At 46.5% G+C, this 17,340-nt stretch carries 19 protein-coding genes; 17 read left to right on the top strand and 2 right to left on the bottom strand.

Annotated features, from left to right (window positions below):
• The first annotated feature begins 1 nt into the window (after position 1).
• On the top strand, positions 2-1,213 hold the full coding sequence (locus Pas1_RS05310; RefSeq protein ID WP_112203872.1) for a DUF2863 family protein: 1,212 nt from the start codon (positions 2-4) through the stop codon (positions 1,211-1,213).
• A gap of 51 nt (positions 1,214-1,264) precedes the next feature.
• Here the strand turns inward: Pas1_RS05310 and Pas1_RS05305 are convergent, their stop codons facing one another.
• Both Pas1_RS05305 and Pas1_RS05300 read right to left on the bottom strand, forming a co-directional pair.
• Complete coding sequence (locus Pas1_RS05305; RefSeq protein WP_225971493.1) at positions 1,265-1,645, bottom strand: hypothetical protein; 381 nt, start codon at positions 1,643-1,645, stop codon at positions 1,265-1,267.
• Between the two features lie 12 nt (positions 1,646-1,657).
• Positions 1,658-2,647, bottom strand: a complete 990-nt coding sequence (locus Pas1_RS05300; protein WP_112203874.1) for a malate dehydrogenase — start codon at positions 2,645-2,647, stop codon at positions 1,658-1,660.
• Positions 2,648-2,814: 167 nt separating this feature from the next.
• On the opposite strand from Pas1_RS05300, the gene Pas1_RS05295 reads away from it, so the two are divergent.
• The 16 genes from Pas1_RS05295 (at position 2,815) to trpB (ending at position 17,339) form a co-directional block, all read left to right on the top strand.
• On the top strand, positions 2,815-3,552 hold the full coding sequence (locus tag Pas1_RS05295) for a GntR family transcriptional regulator (RefSeq protein ID WP_112295174.1): 738 nt from the start codon (positions 2,815-2,817) through the stop codon (positions 3,550-3,552).
• Positions 3,553-3,688: 136 nt separating this feature from the next.
• Entirely contained in the window at positions 3,689-4,108 is a 420-nt protein-coding gene (sdhC, locus tag Pas1_RS05290; protein WP_112203878.1) for a succinate dehydrogenase, cytochrome b556 subunit, read from the top strand.
• A gap of 9 nt (positions 4,109-4,117) precedes the next feature.
• A complete protein-coding gene (sdhD, locus tag Pas1_RS05285; protein ID WP_112209172.1) occupies positions 4,118-4,483 on the top strand; it encodes a succinate dehydrogenase, hydrophobic membrane anchor protein in 366 nt (121 codons plus the stop codon).
• Positions 4,484-4,487: 4 nt separating this feature from the next.
• The gene (sdhA, locus tag Pas1_RS05280; protein WP_112294698.1) at positions 4,488-6,266 is read left to right on the top strand and encodes a succinate dehydrogenase flavoprotein subunit; all 1,779 of its coding nucleotides are present in this window, start codon (positions 4,488-4,490) and stop codon (positions 6,264-6,266) included.
• Positions 6,267-6,293: 27 nt separating this feature from the next.
• Positions 6,294-6,998, top strand: coding sequence for a succinate dehydrogenase iron-sulfur subunit (locus Pas1_RS05275; RefSeq protein WP_112203884.1), 705 nt, complete (start codon positions 6,294-6,296; stop codon positions 6,996-6,998).
• A 4-nt stretch (positions 6,999-7,002) separates the two neighbouring features.
• A complete protein-coding gene (locus Pas1_RS05270; RefSeq protein WP_112203886.1) occupies positions 7,003-7,272 on the top strand; it encodes an FAD assembly factor SdhE in 270 nt (89 codons plus the stop codon).
• Positions 7,273-7,338: 66 nt separating this feature from the next.
• Complete coding sequence (gene gltA / locus Pas1_RS05265) at positions 7,339-8,652, top strand: citrate synthase (RefSeq protein ID WP_112209174.1); 1,314 nt, start codon at positions 7,339-7,341, stop codon at positions 8,650-8,652.
• A 7-nt stretch (positions 8,653-8,659) separates the two neighbouring features.
• Positions 8,660-10,069: a 3-isopropylmalate dehydratase large subunit gene (gene leuC, locus Pas1_RS05260; protein ID WP_112203890.1), complete on the top strand. Its 1,410-nt coding sequence runs from the start codon at positions 8,660-8,662 to the stop codon at positions 10,067-10,069.
• A 41-nt stretch (positions 10,070-10,110) separates the two neighbouring features.
• Entirely contained in the window at positions 10,111-10,275 is a 165-nt protein-coding gene (locus Pas1_RS05255) for a hypothetical protein (protein WP_225971584.1), read from the top strand.
• A 2-nt stretch (positions 10,276-10,277) separates the two neighbouring features.
• Positions 10,278-10,925 (top strand): 3-isopropylmalate dehydratase small subunit, encoded by a 648-nt coding sequence (gene leuD, locus Pas1_RS05250; protein ID WP_112203894.1) that lies wholly within the window; start codon positions 10,278-10,280, stop codon positions 10,923-10,925.
• 23 nt (positions 10,926-10,948) lie between these two features.
• Positions 10,949-12,019, top strand: a complete 1,071-nt coding sequence (gene leuB / locus Pas1_RS05245; protein WP_112294696.1) for a 3-isopropylmalate dehydrogenase — start codon at positions 10,949-10,951, stop codon at positions 12,017-12,019.
• A gap of 33 nt (positions 12,020-12,052) precedes the next feature.
• Positions 12,053-13,210, top strand: coding sequence for an aspartate-semialdehyde dehydrogenase (gene asd, locus Pas1_RS05240; protein WP_112294695.1), 1,158 nt, complete (start codon positions 12,053-12,055; stop codon positions 13,208-13,210).
• A gap of 9 nt (positions 13,211-13,219) precedes the next feature.
• Positions 13,220-14,569, top strand: coding sequence for a FimV/HubP family polar landmark protein (locus tag Pas1_RS05235; protein WP_112294694.1), 1,350 nt, complete (start codon positions 13,220-13,222; stop codon positions 14,567-14,569).
• Positions 14,570-14,578: 9 nt separating this feature from the next.
• Positions 14,579-15,412, top strand: a complete 834-nt coding sequence (truA, locus tag Pas1_RS05230) for a tRNA pseudouridine(38-40) synthase TruA (protein ID WP_112209178.1) — start codon at positions 14,579-14,581, stop codon at positions 15,410-15,412.
• Positions 15,413-15,439: 27 nt separating this feature from the next.
• Positions 15,440-16,117: a phosphoribosylanthranilate isomerase gene (locus tag Pas1_RS05225; protein ID WP_112294693.1), complete on the top strand. Its 678-nt coding sequence runs from the start codon at positions 15,440-15,442 to the stop codon at positions 16,115-16,117.
• Between the two features lie 28 nt (positions 16,118-16,145).
• A complete protein-coding gene (gene trpB, locus Pas1_RS05220; protein ID WP_112294692.1) occupies positions 16,146-17,339 on the top strand; it encodes a tryptophan synthase subunit beta in 1,194 nt (397 codons plus the stop codon).
• Position 17,340: the final 1 nt, after the last annotated feature.

Raw genomic sequence — 17,340 nt, 5'->3', positions numbered from 1 at the left:
CATGGCTATACATCGCAGTAAAAGTTCCCAAAGAAGCTCACCTGAGGTAGAGCGCCTTGTAGCCGACTCGATTTCTTTGGCGGCATCGGGTAGCCAAGTAGAAGACCGTTTCTGGGAGGGGCGGCTGGATGAACGATTACTCCGTTTATTGAAAAGTCAAAATCAGAACGCGATTGATGCTGCGCTCGATCAAACTTTTCGGATTAATACCATTGCATTTGAAGTCTTAGCAGATGCTGCAGAAACCTTAGCCGAGTCTATCCGCATTGAACACGATGGCCAACAATGGGATGCTTTATTACTAGCGATACCGATCGTAGCCCACACGCGCTATCAAATTCCCTCGGGCCCACTGCCAACTACAGTTGTTCAAGCTACAGCGCTTGCTCTTCACAATACCGTAACGGCTGTAGATTCACGCTTAGCCATCGTCCCTTGGCTTTACAGTATTGATCAAATGCCCCAATCGCATTGCCAAACACGAGTATTAACAGAGACACTTGCTATGGCTGCAGTGACAGGTAGTGACATTAAGCTCGAACTGCGCGATATGTCTGAGACGATTGCTGTCCTCGCCGATCCTCGCTTTATTGTTGCTGTAGTTGCAGCACCAACAGGATCGCCATTGTTTCGTTGGCAAGCTGAAACGCCTTTACGACAAGAGCGGGGCGTTAGTCTGATTGGTTGGCAAAACGCTATGCATGATCCAATTGCTTCTTTACTTCCAGGTTGTGAGTTTGAACTTTTATTACCCGAGGCCTACTTTACCAATTGCCGTTTAGCAGATAAACATGTTCGGCCGTTGAGTATTCGAGCCGCTGTTAACTTTCTAGAATCCACTATTGGTGTTCTACCAGCAGGGCTGTCATCGGTAGTTGGTGCTTTTGGTGAAGAGCAGGCAGATGAATATCGAATCTCCTTCAGCATTAAAGGTTCTTCTGAAATTAATTACGGCGTGATTTGGCCTCTATACGACCGCGAGAGCGTTGCTAATGATGCGCTCAATGACTTATCGGACGATGAGAGTCCCATCAAACGCATCTGTGATGCTTTGCATGATGCAGGGGTAGAAGACGTCTTCCGTCATGCGATGCTCTTCGATCCAGAGCTTTGTGATGATTGCGGAGCACCACTTTTTCCCGACCGTTTGGGTGAACAGGTTCATGCGGAAATGCCAGAGGATACGCCGTCTCAACAGCCTCTCTTCCATTAAAAAAGGCCGAGCATTCTCGGCCTTTTGTATTGCATGACTTCAGTTGTGTGTTTACTTTCCTGGAGTGAAGGGCTCCGCATCTGCAAAAAGATGAGGCATTTTTCCTGAACGCATATCGGCTGTCTGACAAGAGTCTGCTAAGCGTGTTCCTGAGCGGATATTAAACAGCATCGCTTTGTTTTGAAGTACAACGAGATCAAAACCTGAGTTGCTATTTTTATAGCGCAGACTGCCAGGAAGAGAGTTCTCCCGTCTCATCTCGTAGTTCTTAGCATCCCAAATCAAAACCAGATTATCTGTGCCACCACTGGTTTTGAACTGATGATTATCGCTACAGCTCCAAGTAAACGCTTCGTCAGCAGCTTGGGCAAAAGCACAAGAAGCCAGTGCTGCAATCACCAACGATATTTTCAGTAATTTGCTTTTGATCATTTAGAAATTTTCTTATGAAAGTAAATGTTTTACGCCTGCTTGTTCTTCAAGAAGTTCATTGAGAGTATGGTCCATACGCTCACGAGAGAACTCGTCGATCTCTAAGCCTTCGACAATTTTGTACTCACCATTTTCGCAAGTGACGGGGAAGCCGTAGATGACATCCTTAGGGATGCCATATTCACCATTTGAAGGAACGCCCATGGTGACCCACTTGCCGTTAGTACCAAGCACCCAATCGTGCATGTGATCGATGGCAGCATTCGCTGCAGATGCAGCAGAAGAAAGGCCACGTGCTTCAATAATGGCTGCACCGCGTTTGCCAACAGTGGGAATATGAACCTCTTTGTTCCACACTGGATCATTGATGAGGGTCTTAACAGACTCACCACCAACTGTTGCAAAGCGATGATCGGGATACATTGTTGGGCTGTGATTACCCCAAACTACGAGTTTCTCAATGTCACCAACAGGCTTACCCATTTTGGCAGCAAGTTGCGATAGTGCGCGATTGTGATCTAAGCGCAACATGGCTGTGAAATTTTTTGCTGGCAAATCTGGAGCAGATTTCATGGCAATGTAAGCGTTGGTATTGGCAGGATTACCAACTACTAAAACTTTGACGGTCCGTTTTGCAACCGCGTTGAGTGCTTTGCCTTGTGCGGTGAAGATTTGTGCGTTTGCTGCCAACAAATCTTTGCGTTCCATGCCAGGACCACGAGGACGTGCCCCAACCAAAAACGCGATGTCTATATCTTTAAAAGCAGTCATTGGATCAGAATGCGCTGTCATGCCAACGAGCAAGGGGAAAGCGCAGTCTTCTAATTCCATCATGACGCCTTGGAGGGCTTTTTGGGCTTTTTCATCTGGAATCTCAAGTAATTGCAAGATCACGGGTTGATCCTTGCCAAGTACGTCGCCATTGGCGATGCGGAATAGGAGGGAATATCCAATTTGACCGGCTGCACCGGTCACGGCGACACGCATTGGGGCTTTTGCCATTACTTTTAACTCCAAAGGAAGGTTAACTGAGGGTTCATTTAAATCCGAAAACTTTTCTATTATCCATTCAAGTGAATTGACTTTAGATTTACACTACCAGAGACGTCTTATATAAGACTTCGACTTAACTAGATTTTAGCGAATTGAAATGTGAAATTGGAGATCTTGTGCCTGAAGTGTTAACCGCGAGTGCGTCGTTTAGCCCCCTTTATCAGCAGATTAAGGCACTCATTCTGGCAAGCCTGCAGGCTGCTGAGTGGTTGCCTGGCGCCCTGATTCCAAGCGAAATGGAGCTGGCAGCCCGTTTTTCAGTCAGCCAAGGCACTGTTCGCAAGGCAATTGACGAATTAGCCGCTCAAAATCTCTTGGTCAGAAGGCAGGGTAAGGGTACTTTTGTAGCCACCCACAATGAAGAAGACTGGCAATACCGTTTTTTACACCTCGTACCCGATGAAGGTCAAAAGTTCCCCCTCATTAGTCAGTTTTTAGTTTGTAAAAAGATCAAGGCCAATGCAACTGATGCCCACTTGCTCAAATTAAAAGCAGGCGATGCGTTAATTAAAGTAAACAGAGTTCAGAGCTTTGCTGGCAAACCCATTGTTTTTGAAGAAATTTTACTTCCAGCTACTCGGTTCAAAGAGCTCGATCTCACGATGCTAACCGAGTGGTCTGGTCCGGTTTATGCCCTCTATGAAACCCGCTTTGCGACCCACATGGTTAGAGCAGAAGAAAAAATCAAGGCGACCGCTATCGATGAGTCGCTAAGCACCTATCTTCATCTCCCCGTTGGGCATCCTGTTTTGCTGGTTGAACGCCTGGCTTTCACTTATGGAAATAAGCCGGTGGAAATTCGTAGAGCGCGCTATGACACAACACAGCAACATTACCAAAATATGCTCAACTAACAGAGTCATAATGTTAGTAAAAACCATTAAACCCCTTATTTCACCTAAAATACCCACACTTTCTAAGGTTTCCAATAGAATATGTTGCAACACAGCAAGACTGAACTGAACCTCCTCCTAAATATCGAGATTGCCCATGGTTGAAGCACAGCAGGATGTTAAAAAAGATAAGCCCGAATTTCGGAATATTGGCTTAGCCCAACTGATTCACTACCGACTCCCTTGGGCCGGTAAGGTATCGATTCTTCATCGCATTAGCGGTGCTGTCTTATTTCTGTTGCTGCCATTTATTTTGTATTTGTTAGATCAGAGCCTAGCCTCCGAACAAACTTACCAAGCCTTCCAAGGTTTGACCAGCAATGTCTTAGTAAAAATCATTTGCTTGGGTTTGATCTGGTGTTTTCTCCATCATTTTTGCGCTGGCATCCGTTATCTGTTGCTCGATCTTGAGATCGGTATCAGCAAATCTGAATCGAATCGCTCTGCAATCATTGTTTTTTTCCTCGGCTTGGGCTTAACGGCAATCGTTGGCCTCAAGATGTTTGCCATCTACTAAGGAAATCTCATGCCTATTTATCAAATCGGTCCTAAGCGCTTAGTAGTCGGTGCACATTACGGCCTGAAAGAGTGGATTATTCAGCGCATCACTGCCATTGTGATGGTGGTGTTCACTGTCGTTCTATTGATTGATTATTGCGTCACTGGTGGAACTGGTTATGCAGCATGGTCAGGCCTATTTAGTAAGCAATTCATGAAGTTGCTCACCCTCTTAGCATTGTTGAGCCTGTTTTATCACGCCTGGATTGGCATTCGGGATATATGGATGGACTACATCAAGCCTGTCAGCATTCGCTTAGGCTTACAGGTCTTAACGGTTTTGTATTTAGTGGCTTGCGCCGCATACGCTGTACAAATTTTGTGGAAAGTGTAATTCGATGACCGAGATTAAAAAATCTTTGCCACGTCGCCGCTTTGATGCCGTCATTGTTGGTGCGGGCGGCTCTGGTATGCGTGCTTCTTTACAGCTTGCTGAAGCAGGCTTAAATGTTGCTGTTTTGAGTAAGGTATTCCCAACACGTTCACATACTGTTGCAGCACAGGGCGGTATTGGCGCAGCGCTTGGCAATATGAACGAAGACAATTGGCACTATCACTTCTATGACACCATCAAGGGCTCTGACTGGCTTGGTGACCAAGACGTGATTGAGTTTATGTGCCGTGAAGCTCCAAAAGTAGTCTACGAGCTAGAGCACTTTGGTATGCCATTTGACCGCAACCCTGACGGTACGATTTATCAGCGTCCATTTGGTGGGCATACAGCGAACTACGGTGAGAAAGCGGTGCAACGTGCATGCGCAGCAGCAGACCGAACTGGTCATGCCATGTTGCACACTCTGTATCAACGCAATGTTCGTGCAAAGACCAATTTCTTTGTCGAGTGGTTGGCTTTGGATTTAATTCGTAATGAAGAGGGTGATGTCGTTGGTATAACTGCCCTTGAAATGGAAACTGGCCAGGTCTACATCCTGGAAGCCAAAGTCGTGATGCTGGCTACTGGTGGTGCTGGCCGTATTTGGGCTGCTTCAACCAATGCCTTTATTAATACCGGTGATGGTATGGGCCTAGCGGCTCGTGCAGGTATTCCGCTGGAAGATATGGAGTTCTGGCAATTCCACCCAACCGGTGTTGCTGGTGCTGGTGTGCTCTTGACTGAAGGTTGTCGTGGTGAAGGTGCCATCCTGCGTAATAAAGACGGTGAGCGCTTTATGGAGCGTTATGCTCCAACCTATAAAGATTTAGCACCACGTGATTTTGTATCACGCTGCATGGACCAAGAGATTAAAGAAGGTCGCGGCTGTGGACCCAATGGCGATTACGTTGAGCTTGATCTCACACACCTCGGTGCTGACACCATCATGAAGCGTCTGCCATCGGTTTATGAGATCGGCATTAACTTTGCGAACGTGGACGTTACTAAGCAACACATTCCTGTAGTACCAACCATTCATTATCAAATGGGTGGTATCCCCACTAATATCAATGGTCAAGTTGTTGTGCCAAAGAACGGCAAGCCAAACGAGATCGTGCATGGTCTCTACGCGATCGGTGAATGCTCCTGCGTATCAGTCCATGGTGCCAACCGTCTGGGTACTAACTCCTTGTTAGATCTCTTGGTATTTGGTCGTGCAGCAGGTAATCATATTGTTGCGGCTGATCTGAAGAAGCAAGAGTTCAAACCATTACCTGCGAATGCGGGCGAACAGACCCTGGCACGCATTGCTAAATTGGATAACTCGTCATCAGGTGACTATGCACAAGATGTCGCTAATGACATTCGCAAGACCATGCAGACTTATGCTGGTGTGTTCCGCAACCAAGAGTTGATGGATGAGGGGCTTCGTCAAATGGCTCAACTGACTGAGCGTGCTAACCATATCTGGCTCAAAGACAAGTCGGAGATTTTTAATACTGCACGTATCGAAGCCTTGGAAGTGGCGAACTTGATTGAAACCGCAAATGCCACTATGTCATCTGCAGCAGCCCGCAAAGAAAGTCGCGGCGCACATTCTCATGATGACCATCCCCATCGTGATGATGATCATTGGATGAAACATACCCTTTGGTATAGCGAAGGCAATCGCCTAGATTACAAAGCAGTGGTGATGAAACCCTTAACAGTTGAATCAATTCCACCAAAAGAACGTACTTTCTAAGCTAGATATCGATAAGAGAGATAAAAGATGAGTGATACCCGGATTTTTGAAATTTATCGTTACGACCCAGAAGTTGATGCAGCGCCTCGCATGCAGCGCTATGAGCTGGAATTAAACGGTGAGCGCATGTTGTTGGATGCCTTGATCTCCTTAAAGAAGCAAGACGAGAGTATTTCATATCGTCGTTCATGCCGCGAGGGTGTTTGCGGATCTGATGCGATGAACATTAACGGCAAGAATGGTTTGGCCTGCTTAACCAATATGTTGACCTTGCCTAAAGTGATTACTCTGCGCCCATTACCTGGCTTGCCAGTGGTGCGTGATTTGATTGTCGATATGACTTTATTCTTCAAGCAGTACCTGTCGATCAAGCCATATTTAGTGAATGACAATCCAGCGCCCGAGAAAGAGCGCTTGCAGAGCCCAGAAGAGCGTGAAGAACTCAATGGTTTGTATGAGTGCATTCTGTGCGCCTCTTGCTCTACTTCATGCCCATCATTCTGGTGGAATCCCGATAAGTTCGTTGGTCCAGCCGGTTTGTTGCAGGCCTATCGTTTTATTGCTGATAGCCGTGACGAAGATACCGCACAGCGTTTAGATAATTTAGAAGACCCATACCGTTTATTCCGTTGTCATACCATTATGAATTGTGTGGATGTCTGCCCTAAGCACTTGAATCCAACCAAGGCCATTGGCAAGATTAAAGAGTTAATGGTGCGTAGGGCTGTCTAAGCTCATGAACTTGAGTAATGCGGAGCTGTATCGTTTAAAGAGTGATGCCCGAAGAGGGTTGTTGGAAAACGACTTAATTCTGCAACGATTTTTTGATCGTCATGCTGCAGATCTCAGCGTAGAAGATGGTCAAGTATTAAAGCAGTTACTAGCATTAGATGACAATGATTTGATGGACTTGTTGCTGGGTCGCAAAGAAGAACTAGCGGTGTTGAAGGAGATTTCAGTCTCTCCTGTATATAAGAAGTTGATGGTGCAGTTGAGAGCTAAATAAGTTTTACTATTTGGGTTGTACTTCAGAATTTTGAATCACTAAAGATTGAAAGATTAGAGGCTAGACATGAATGAATCGAATATTAAAGCAAAGCTATCGTTTTCAGATGGTTCGCCAGACATTGATTTGCCAATCTATCAAGGCAGCGTTGGCCCAGATGTCATCGATATCCGTAAACTTTACGGTCAAACTGGCAAGTTCACTTATGACTCAGGCTTCTTATCTACTGCTTCATGTAACAGCAAGATCACCTATATTGATGGTGACAAAGGCGAACTCCTGTATCGCGGCTACCCCATTGAAGATTTAGCGGGCAAATGTGACTTCTTGGAAGTTTGCTATCTCTTGATTAATGGCAACCTGCCAAACAAAAAACAAGATTCTGATTTCAAAGAAATGATCATGCATCACACGATGGTGCATGAGCAGATGCAATTTTTCTTGCGCGGTTTCCGTCGCGATGCGCATCCAATGGCAGTCTTAACCGGCTTGGTTGGTGCGATGGCCGCTTTCTATCATGACCAGATTGACTACACCGATCCTAAGGCTCGCCAAATTGCACAGATTCGTCTGATTGCCAAAATGCCTACTTTGGTTGCTATGGCCTATAAGTACTCCGTTGGCCAACCCTTTATCTATCCTGATAATAATTTGTCTTACACCGCCAACTTTATGCGGATGATGTTTGCTACTCCTTGCGAGGAGTACAAAGTGAATCCAGTATTGGTTCGTGCTTTAGATCGCATCTTCATTTTGCATGCTGATCACGAGCAAAATGCCTCAACTTCAACGGTGCGTTTGTGTGGCTCGTCAGGTACAAATCCTTTTGCTGCTATTTCTGCTGGTATTGCTTGCTTATGGGGCCCAGCTCACGGCGGTGCAAACGAAGCTTGCTTACAAATGCTCAACGAGATTCAAGCCAATGGTGGGGTTGAGAAAATTGGTGAGTTTATTGCCCAAGTTAAAGACAAGAACTCCAGCGTTCGTTTGATGGGCTTTGGTCATCGCGTCTATAAGAACTTTGATCCACGTGCAAAACTGATGCGTGAAACCTGCTACGAGGTCTTGAAAGAGTTGGGACTTGAGGATGATCCATTATTCAAGTTGGCGATGACACTAGAAAAGATTGCTTTAGAAGATGAGTATTTTGTTAGCCGCAAACTCTATCCAAACGTAGACTTCTACTCAGGCATTGTTCAGCGCGCATTAGGCATTCCAACTGAAATGTTTACCTGTATCTTTGCATTAGCAAGAACAGTGGGTTGGATTGCGCAGTGGGAAGAGATGATTACCGATCCTGAGTACAAGATTGGCCGTCCACGTCAACTGTATACCGGTGAAACTTCACGCAAAGTACCATTGATAGCTGAGCGTAAATAAGGAATTTATGTCACGGACGCTTTACGACAAATTATGGGATGACCATGTCATTTACTCGGAAGAGGATGGCACGGCAACAATCTATATCGATCGTCAGTTATTGCATGAAGTCACTAGCCCTCAAGCATTTGAAGGCTTGAATTTAGCTGGGAGACCTGTTTGGCGTATTTCTGCCAATCTTGCAGTTTCTGATCATAACGTCCCTACGACGGATCGGTCTGAAGGCATTGCTGACCCGATTTCTAAATTGCAGGTTGATACCCTTGATCAAAACTGCGATGCCTTTGGCATTACGCAATACAAGATGAATGACACCCGCCAAGGAATCGTTCATGTGATCGGTCCGGAACAGGGTGCAACCTTGCCAGGTATGACCGTGGTGTGCGGTGATTCCCATACAAGTACTCATGGCGCATTCGGCGCTTTGGCATTTGGTATCGGCACTTCTGAGGTTGAGCATGTCTTAGCGACGCAAACTTTGCTGATGAAGAAGAGCAAGAATATGTTGGTTCGTGTTGATGGACGCTTGCAACCCGGTAGCACCGCAAAAGATATTGTTCTCGCAGTCATCGGTAGAATCGGTACTGCTGGTGGGACTGGCTACACCATTGAGTTCGCAGGTGAAGCTATCCGCAATTTATCGATGGAAGGGCGCATGACGATCTGCAACATGGCAATTGAAGCTGGTGCACGTGCAGGTTTGGTTGCTGTGGATGAGACCACTATTGAATACCTTCAAGGCCGCCCCTATGCACCTAAAGGCGATGCTTTGCGGCATGCCATGCAGTATTGGCGTACTTTGCACTCTGATCCAGGTGCAAAGTTTGATGCAGTTGTTGAATTACGTGCAGAAGAGATCGCCCCACAAGTAACCTGGGGTACTTCTCCAGAGATGGTTCTGCCAATTAGCGATCGTGTACCTGATCCAGAAAAAGAACGCGATCCCAACAAGCGTGATGCCATGGAACGCGCATTGCAGTACATGAACTTGACTCCTAACACACCGCTAAGCAACATCACAGTAGATAAAGTCTTTATTGGATCTTGCACCAATAGCCGCATTGAGGACTTACGTGCAGCAGCGAAAATAGTTGATCGTATTGGTAAAAAGATCGCACCTAATATTAAGTTGGCCCTAGTTGTCCCAGGATCTGGCTTAGTAAAAGCCCAAGCAGAGCGCGAAGGCCTTGATCGCGTATTTAAAGCTGCTGGCTTTGAATGGCGTGAACCCGGTTGCTCGATGTGCCTTGCTATGAATGCTGATCGTCTCGAACCAGGCGAGCGTTGCGCATCGACATCAAACCGGAACTTTGAAGGACGACAAGGCAATGGCGGCAGAACGCACCTAGTCAGTCCAGCGATGGCTGCAGCCGCAGCGATTGAAGGCCACTTTGTGGATATTCGGAAAATCTCTTGAGCTTGAATATGATGCGTAAAACCTCACTAATTACTAGACTAATGATTGTCGGTCTTTTTGGTATGGCCTTGGCTGCTTGTGCTAACACCATGGAGGGTGTTGGTAAAGATTTGCAGAATATGGGTACTTCGATGGACTCAAAATCTTCCACTAACAACGCTTCCCAAACCAAAGGGAAAGATGTTATTGTGACCCCGGTGAAATAATCATGGATAAATTTACGGTATATCAAGGTTTGGTTGCACCCCTCAATCGGGAGAATGTGGATACCGATGCGATCATTCCGAAGCAATTTCTGAAGTCGATCAAGAAAACCGGTTTTGGTCAGAACTTATTCGATGAGTGGCGTTATCTTGATCACGGCGAACCAGGACAAGACTGCACTAACCGCCCAATCAATCCAGACTTCGTTTTGAACCAGCCTCGCTATAAAGGCGCTGGAATTTTATTAGCTCGTAAGAATTTTGGCTGTGGCAGCTCGCGTGAGCATGCACCCTGGGCTTTATCTCAATTTGGCTTCAGAGCCATCATCGCCCCCAGCTTTGCTGACATTTTTTATAACAACTGCTTCAAAAACGGCCTGCTACCGATCGTGCTCTCAGAAATTCAGGTTGATCATTTGTTTAACGAAACCCAGGCTTTTAATGGGTACCAGCTCACAATTGATCTGGAAAGCCAGCAGGTCATCCTTCCTGGCGGCGCTAGCTATGCCTTTGAAGTAGCTCCCTTTAGAAAGTACTGCCTCCTCAATGGTTTGGACGATATTGGGCTAACCCTGCGCCATGCAGATAAAATCAAGGCTTATGAAGCTGAGCGCATCCTCAAGATGCCTTGGCTTGCAACCCAACTGCCGTAGTTTTATAGAGTTAAAGGCCTTTCATGAAAATTGCAGTCCTCCCGGGCGATGGTATCGGCTCGGAAATCGTTGCTGAAGCCGTAAAGGTTCTCAACGCCTTAGTTCCTCAGTTAATACTTGAGGAAGCCCCTGTCGGTGGAGCAGCTTATGACTTGCACGGTCATCCATTGCCTCCTGCCACCTTAGAGTTAGCAAAACAGGCTGATGCCATTTTGTTTGGTGCGGTTGGTGACTGGAAATATGACACTCTGGCGCGAGAACTTCGTCCTGAGCAAGCAATTCTGGGTTTGCGTAAACATTTAGAACTCTTTGCCAACTTTCGTCCAGCGATTTGCTACGCAGAACTCACTGCCGCATCTAGCTTAAAAGCGGAGATTGTTGGTGGCTTAGACATTTTGATCGTACGAGAACTGAACGGCGATATTTATTTTGGACAGCCCCGCGGCATTCGGACTTCGGAACTACCTTTGTTTAAGGGTGCGCGTGAAGGCTTTGACACCATGCATTACAGCGAACCTGAGGTAGAGCGCATTGCTAGGGTTGCGTTTGAGGCGGCACGGAAGCGCAGTAAAAAAGTTTGTAGCGTAGATAAAGCCAATGTTCTGGAAACTTCACAGCTGTGGCGTGAAGTGATGACTCGGATTGCAAAAGGGTATCCGGATGTGGAGCTTACCCATATGTATGTCGATAATGCGGCGATGCAGTTGGTTAAAGCACCAAAAGCATTCGATGTGGTCGTCACTGGCAATCTTTTTGGCGACATTCTGTCAGATGAGGCAGCCATGTTGACTGGCTCTATTGGTATGCTGCCATCAGCCTCTTTAGATAAAAACAATAAAGGGCTATATGAACCTAGCCACGGATCTGCGCCTGATATTGCTGGTAAAGGCATCGCCAATCCCTTGGCAACCATTCTTTCAGCGGCAATGATGCTGCGCTATTCATTGGGTATTCCTGAGCAGGCAGATACGATTGAAGCAGCAGTGCAAAAAGTCTTGTCGCAAGGTCTGCGAACAGCTGATATTTACACTGCAGGAAGCACTAAAGTTTCTACCAAACAAATGGGTGACGCTGTCGTTGCAGCTCTTCCTTAACTTTATCAATCACTTAATACATTAGTAGCCTATATGGGAAATCAAAATACACCAGTAGTTGGACTTGTCGGATGGCGCGGCATGGTTGGCAGCGTTTTGATGGAAAGAATGCTGGCTGAGAAAGATTTTGATCTGATTGAGCCAGTATTTTTTAGTACCAGCCAAGTCGGTGGCGAGGTGCCAGCTTTAAATGGTCAAAAAGTTACTCAGTCTGAAGCTACTTTGCAAGACGCTAATGACATTGCTGCACTTGCTCGTTGCGACATTATTTTGACTTGTCAGGGTGGCGACTATACCAATGCCATCTTTCCTAAATTACGAGCTTCCGGTTGGCAAGGCCACTGGATTGATGCTGCCAGTGCTTTGCGCATGAAAGACGATGCGGTCTTAATTTTGGATCCTGTCAATCGTCCTGTGATTGATCGCGCCTTAGCCGCTGGTGGTAAAAATTGGATTGGCAGTAACTGTACTGTTAGCTTAATGATGATGGCAATGGGCGGCTTGGTTAAAGCCGATTTAGTCGAGTGGATTAGTGCCATGACCTACCAGGCTGCATCGGGTGCTGGCGCTCAGAATATGCGTGAATTATTACTGCAAATGGGTGCATTACGTGACAGCGTGGCCACCGAGCTTGCTGATCCTAGTTCCTGGATTTTGGATATTGATCGCAAGGTCACCGCCACATTACGCTCAGCTGATTTTCCTAAACAGAACTTCCGTAATACTGCCCTAGCTGGTAGTTTGATTCCATGGATTGATGTACCAGTTGAAAATGGACAGACTAAAGAAGAGTGGAAGGGCGGTGCAGAGTTCAATAAGATCTTGGGTAAACCCGCTTTTCGTTCGCCTGGTAGCATTCCTATTGATGGCCTCTGTGTTCGTGTAGGTGCAATGCGTTGCCACTCACAAGGCTTAACAGTCAAGCTGAAAAAGGATATTCCGCTCACAGAAATTGAGCGTATTTTGGCCAACGATAATCAGTGGGTCAAGGTAGTGCCCAATGATCGCGAGACTACTGAACGCGAACTATCTCCAGCTGCCATCAGCGGAACCCTGACTGTACCAATTGGACGATTACATAAATTGGCAATGGGTCCTGAGTATTTAGGTGCCTTCACCGTTGGTGACCAGCTGCTATGGGGTGCTGCTGAACCTTTGCGTCGCATGCTGCGCATTCTGTTAGATCACTAAGGATCATCAGTGCGATTTTCTAGAAGGGTTTTTACCCAGCTCGCTTGTGGTTTTTTGCTGAGCTGGTCTTGTGTTGCTGGTGCAATCTCATTAGGTTCGCCTCAAATTCAATCTCAAGTTGGGCAACCCTTACGCGTTGAGATTCCTATTCGCATATCTGCTCAAGAGCAGGATTTATTGGAGAGTCTCAAGGTTCAAGTTCCCAGCGCTGCTGATTATGCTCGTCTTGGAATATCCGGCAAGGTATTGAATTTCAATATGCAATCGATGGTCTATCGCAATAAAGACGAACACTTAATGGTTCTTGTCGAAACGGTTGACCCTATACCTGTCAGTGACGATCCTTTCGTTGATCTTCTGATCCAATTGAATTGGTCAACTGGTAGTCTGAGTAAAGCCTACACCTTGTTACTCGGTGATGCTCAAAAAATCATTGTCAAACCCGGTCAAAATCTCTCTGAAATTGCAGCTCAAATGGCCCCCTATTTAGAGGGTGCTAGCCTAGATCAAACCATGATGGCTTTGTTTAAAGCCAACCCAGATGCATTTGCTAGCGGCTCAATTAATGTTCTTGCAGCGGGGGCGGAGCTTAATAAACCGAGTCAAGCGCTCTTGAGATCGATTAGTCCAGCAGAGGCCAGTCGATTTGTTGCGCAGGCAAATGCTCAATGGCAAGCTAACAAGCAAGATCAGGTTAGCAATTCCAGCGCCAAACAGAATAGCGATAGCAAGAATCTAAACGGTAAAGAAGTTAATAAAGATCGCTTGAAAATTGGTTCTAGTGCAAGTGATGCCCAAGAGAAAGCATATGTAGAAGAGCTTGTGGCTAAAGAAAAAGTCTTAGAGCAAACTCGTGCAAAGATTGCTGAACTAGAAAAAAATATTGCCGAGCTACAAAAGCTAGTAGATCAAGCAAAAGGTAAAAAATCAATTGAAAATAATTATGGCTTGGGTGGGTTTGGTCCCGCATTGATTGGATTAGGTCTGATAGCGTTGACTGGCTTAATGCTTTGGGCTTTAGCCCGCAATGCTCGCAAGTCTGAAACAGTCTCTGTTCCTTCCGATACGACTCAGGCTAAAACTAGGACAGATATGCCAGTTCCTGATCGCGCAAAGTCTCTTTTTGCAGGAATCAACTTGGATCTAGAGGCGCCCGCCAAGGCAGACGTGCAAGCAAATGCTCTGGCTGACACACTGCGGGTTAAGTTGAACTTAGCTCGAGCTTATCTGACGATTGAGGACTATGCCGCAGCTCGAAGATCTCTAGAAGAGATTGTGCTCATGAGCCCTTCTGTTGATCCCTTAATTACCATTGAAGCTCAGGGATTGTTAGCTGAGCTTGCTCAACGCAACGCTTAGAGTGATCTCGTGAGAATTGCACTGGGTTTGCAATATGAGGGCAGCCAGTTTTCTGGTTGGCAAACTCAAGCCTTGCCTATTCGATCGGTTCAAGCAGAATTAGAAAAAGCCATTGAGTCATTCATTGGTAGTGAGGGCGTTGCCAATAATCCAGTCAGAACAATCACTGCAGGCCGAACCGACACCGGCGTTCATGCCCTAGGTCAAGTAGTGCACTTTGATACCTCTACAGAACGCACGGATTGGTCTTGGGTCAGGGGAATCAATGCATTTTTACCACCCGATATTGTGATTAATTGGGCTAAACCCGTTTCAGAAGAATTCAGTGCACGATTTTCAGCCTTTGAAAGAACGTATATCTATGCAGTACATGCCAGTTCTTGCAGAGCCCCTTTACTTTCAAATCGGGCTGGTTTCTTTATGTTGCCTCCAGATACCTGGTTTGATATTCCTGCTATGAAAAAAGCGGCAGAGTGTTTAATTGGAGAACATGATTTCAGCTCCTTTCGGTCTGCTGAATGCCAAAGTAAAACACCAATCAAAACGATGTATTCGATCGATATCGTTTCAGAGCAACCTTGGCTATATTTCCGGATCCGAGGCAATGCCTTTTTGCATCATATGGTGCGCAATTTGATCGGCTGCTTCTTAATGATTGGTGTCGGCAAGCAAGGGCCTGAGTGGATGCAAGAAGTCCTGGTAGCAAAGAATCGCAGTTTGGCGGCACCGACCTTCGCCCCCGATGGGCTTTATCTGGCCAAAATTGCTTATCCAGAGAAATTCGAGATCCCAGACCCATGGCTGCAAAATTCTTTTCTTCCTAGCCAACTCCTCCAGAATTAAGCTATTTCAGGGCTTATCATTCAATTTATGGGCTTACTTCATTTCACTCCTGGCGATACCAGGGTCAAAACCTGTGGTTTACGGACAGAGGCTGATGTCGATGCAGCCGTGCTAGCAGGTGCAGATGCGGTTGGTTTTGTCTTCTATCCACCTAGCCCCAGAGCAGTCACTCCAAAAACGGTAGCTCAGCTCATAAAGCGTTTACCTGCCGGGGTAGACGCAGTTGCTTTGCTTGTAAACCCGACCCAAGCTCAGGTAGATGAGATTCGGTCAACAGCCCCAATTACCCTCTGGCAATTTCATGGGGATGAGTCTGCAGCGGAATGCGCTCAATTTGCCGCAGGACAACCCTGGATCAAAGCCGCCAGAATCGGGCCTAAGTTCGCTTTTGACGAATTTTCTCTACAATATCGAGCTGCAGATGCTTTTCTCCTCGATGCTTTAGTTGAAGGTTATGGAGGAGGGGGCATCCCTTTTGATTGGCAAGGAATTCCGCAAACATGGCTAAGCGTAAACGGGCCTCGGGTCGTTTTGAGTGGTGGATTGAATGCGCACAACGTTGGCGAGGCGATTGCTCGTCTGCATCCTTGCGCGGTTGACATCTCTAGTGGTGTTGAAATCAGCAAGGGCGTAAAAGATCCTGCACTGATCACCCAATTTATTCAAGCGGTCCGTGCAGCTGATGCGAAGCTGTCATCCCCCTAATTGCTGTAACTTGATTTAAGAGGTAGCCATGTACGACAAACCCGATGCAAGAGGACACTTTGGTCCCTACGGTGGTGTGTTTGTTTCCGAAACATTGATGTTTGCTTTGGATGAGCTCAAAGCAGCTTATGCACAATATCAAAATAATCCCCAATTTCTCGCTGAGTTTCACAGTGAACTAAAACATTTTGTTGGACGGCCATCACCGATCTATCATGCCAAACGCATGAGTGAGATTCATGGTGGTGCCCAAATCTATTTCAAGCGAGAAGATCTCAACCATACTGGCGCTCACAAAATTAATAACGTCATTGGTCAAGCGATGCTTGCCAAGCGGATGGGTAAGCCCCGCATCATTGCGGAAACCGGAGCAGGGCAACATGGTGTCGCTACTGCCACAATCTGTGCGCGTTTTGGCTTGGATTGCACCGTCTATCAAGGTTCAGTAGACGTGGCCCGTCAAGCGCAAAACGTTTATCGCATGAAACTTCTTGGTGCCAAGGTTGTGCCAGTAGAGTCTGGTACCAAAACCCTAAAAGATGCTCTTAATGAAGCTATGCGTGACTGGGTTACTAATGTGGAAGATACCTTCTACATTATTGGCACTGTTGCTGGACCACATCCTTATCCGATGATGGTCAGAGATTTTCAGAGTGTGATTGGCGAAGAGTGCAAAGTTCAGATGCCAGATCTAACTGGACGTCAGCCAGACTATGTTTTAGCTTGTGTTGGCGGTGGTTCGAATGCAATGGGCATTTTCTATCCGTATATTGATTACCCTGCAGTCAAACTCATTGGCGTAGAGGCAGCTGGACATGGCTTGATGAGTGGCCTGCATTCCGCAGCTCTCTGTGCTGGAAAGCCCGGCGTCTTGCATGGTAACCGCACCTATCTTTTACAAGATGAGAATGGTCAGATTGCAGAGACTCACTCAGTATCAGCAGGTATGGATTACCCTGGGGTAGGTCCTGAGCATGCTTGGTTAAAAGACTCTGGCCGCGCTGGATACGTCGCAATTGACGATAAAGAAGCACTGCAAGCCTTCCATGATTGTTGCCGTATTGAAGGCATCATCCCTGCGCTGGAATCTGCCCATGCAATTGCCTATGCCTGTAAATTAGCAGCGACTCTTGGAAAAGATAAGACCATTTTGGTCAATCTATCAGGACGTGGCGATAAAGACATGCATACCGTAGCGCAAGCTACGGGATCTGAAGGCTAAT

Origin of the sequence: Polynucleobacter paneuropaeus, from assembly GCF_003261235.1 — a bacterium.
In the GTDB taxonomy this organism is placed as follows: domain Bacteria; phylum Pseudomonadota; class Gammaproteobacteria; order Burkholderiales; family Burkholderiaceae; genus Polynucleobacter; species Polynucleobacter paneuropaeus.
The sequence above is the reverse complement of the archived record's forward strand: the minus strand, read 5'-3'. Positions and strand labels throughout refer to the sequence as shown.

Bases quoted from the DNA above. Each gene is read 5' to 3' on its own strand.
- Pas1_RS05310 (WP_112203872.1), top strand. From the start codon at position 2: ATGGCTATACATCGCAGTAAAAGTTCCCAAAGAAGCTCACCTGAGGTA.
- Pas1_RS05305 (WP_225971493.1), bottom strand. From the start codon at position 1,645: ATGATCAAAAGCAAATTACTGAAAATATCGTTGGTGATTGCAGCACTG.
- Pas1_RS05300 (WP_112203874.1), bottom strand. From the start codon at position 2,647: ATGGCAAAAGCCCCAATGCGTGTCGCCGTGACCGGTGCAGCCGGTCAA.
- sdhC (WP_112203878.1), top strand. From the start codon at position 3,689: ATGGTTGAAGCACAGCAGGATGTTAAAAAAGATAAGCCCGAATTTCGG.
- sdhD (WP_112209172.1), top strand. From the start codon at position 4,118: ATGCCTATTTATCAAATCGGTCCTAAGCGCTTAGTAGTCGGTGCACAT.
- sdhA (WP_112294698.1), top strand. From the start codon at position 4,488: ATGACCGAGATTAAAAAATCTTTGCCACGTCGCCGCTTTGATGCCGTC.
- Pas1_RS05275 (WP_112203884.1), top strand. From the start codon at position 6,294: ATGAGTGATACCCGGATTTTTGAAATTTATCGTTACGACCCAGAAGTT.
- Pas1_RS05270 (WP_112203886.1), top strand. From the start codon at position 7,003: ATGAACTTGAGTAATGCGGAGCTGTATCGTTTAAAGAGTGATGCCCGA.
- gltA (WP_112209174.1), top strand. From the start codon at position 7,339: ATGAATGAATCGAATATTAAAGCAAAGCTATCGTTTTCAGATGGTTCG.
- leuC (WP_112203890.1), top strand. From the start codon at position 8,660: ATGTCACGGACGCTTTACGACAAATTATGGGATGACCATGTCATTTAC.
- Pas1_RS05255 (WP_225971584.1), top strand. From the start codon at position 10,111: ATGATTGTCGGTCTTTTTGGTATGGCCTTGGCTGCTTGTGCTAACACC.
- leuD (WP_112203894.1), top strand. From the start codon at position 10,278: ATGGATAAATTTACGGTATATCAAGGTTTGGTTGCACCCCTCAATCGG.
- leuB (WP_112294696.1), top strand. From the start codon at position 10,949: ATGAAAATTGCAGTCCTCCCGGGCGATGGTATCGGCTCGGAAATCGTT.
- asd (WP_112294695.1), top strand. From the start codon at position 12,053: ATGGGAAATCAAAATACACCAGTAGTTGGACTTGTCGGATGGCGCGGC.
- Pas1_RS05225 (WP_112294693.1), top strand. From the start codon at position 15,440: ATGGGCTTACTTCATTTCACTCCTGGCGATACCAGGGTCAAAACCTGT.
- trpB (WP_112294692.1), top strand. From the start codon at position 16,146: ATGTACGACAAACCCGATGCAAGAGGACACTTTGGTCCCTACGGTGGT.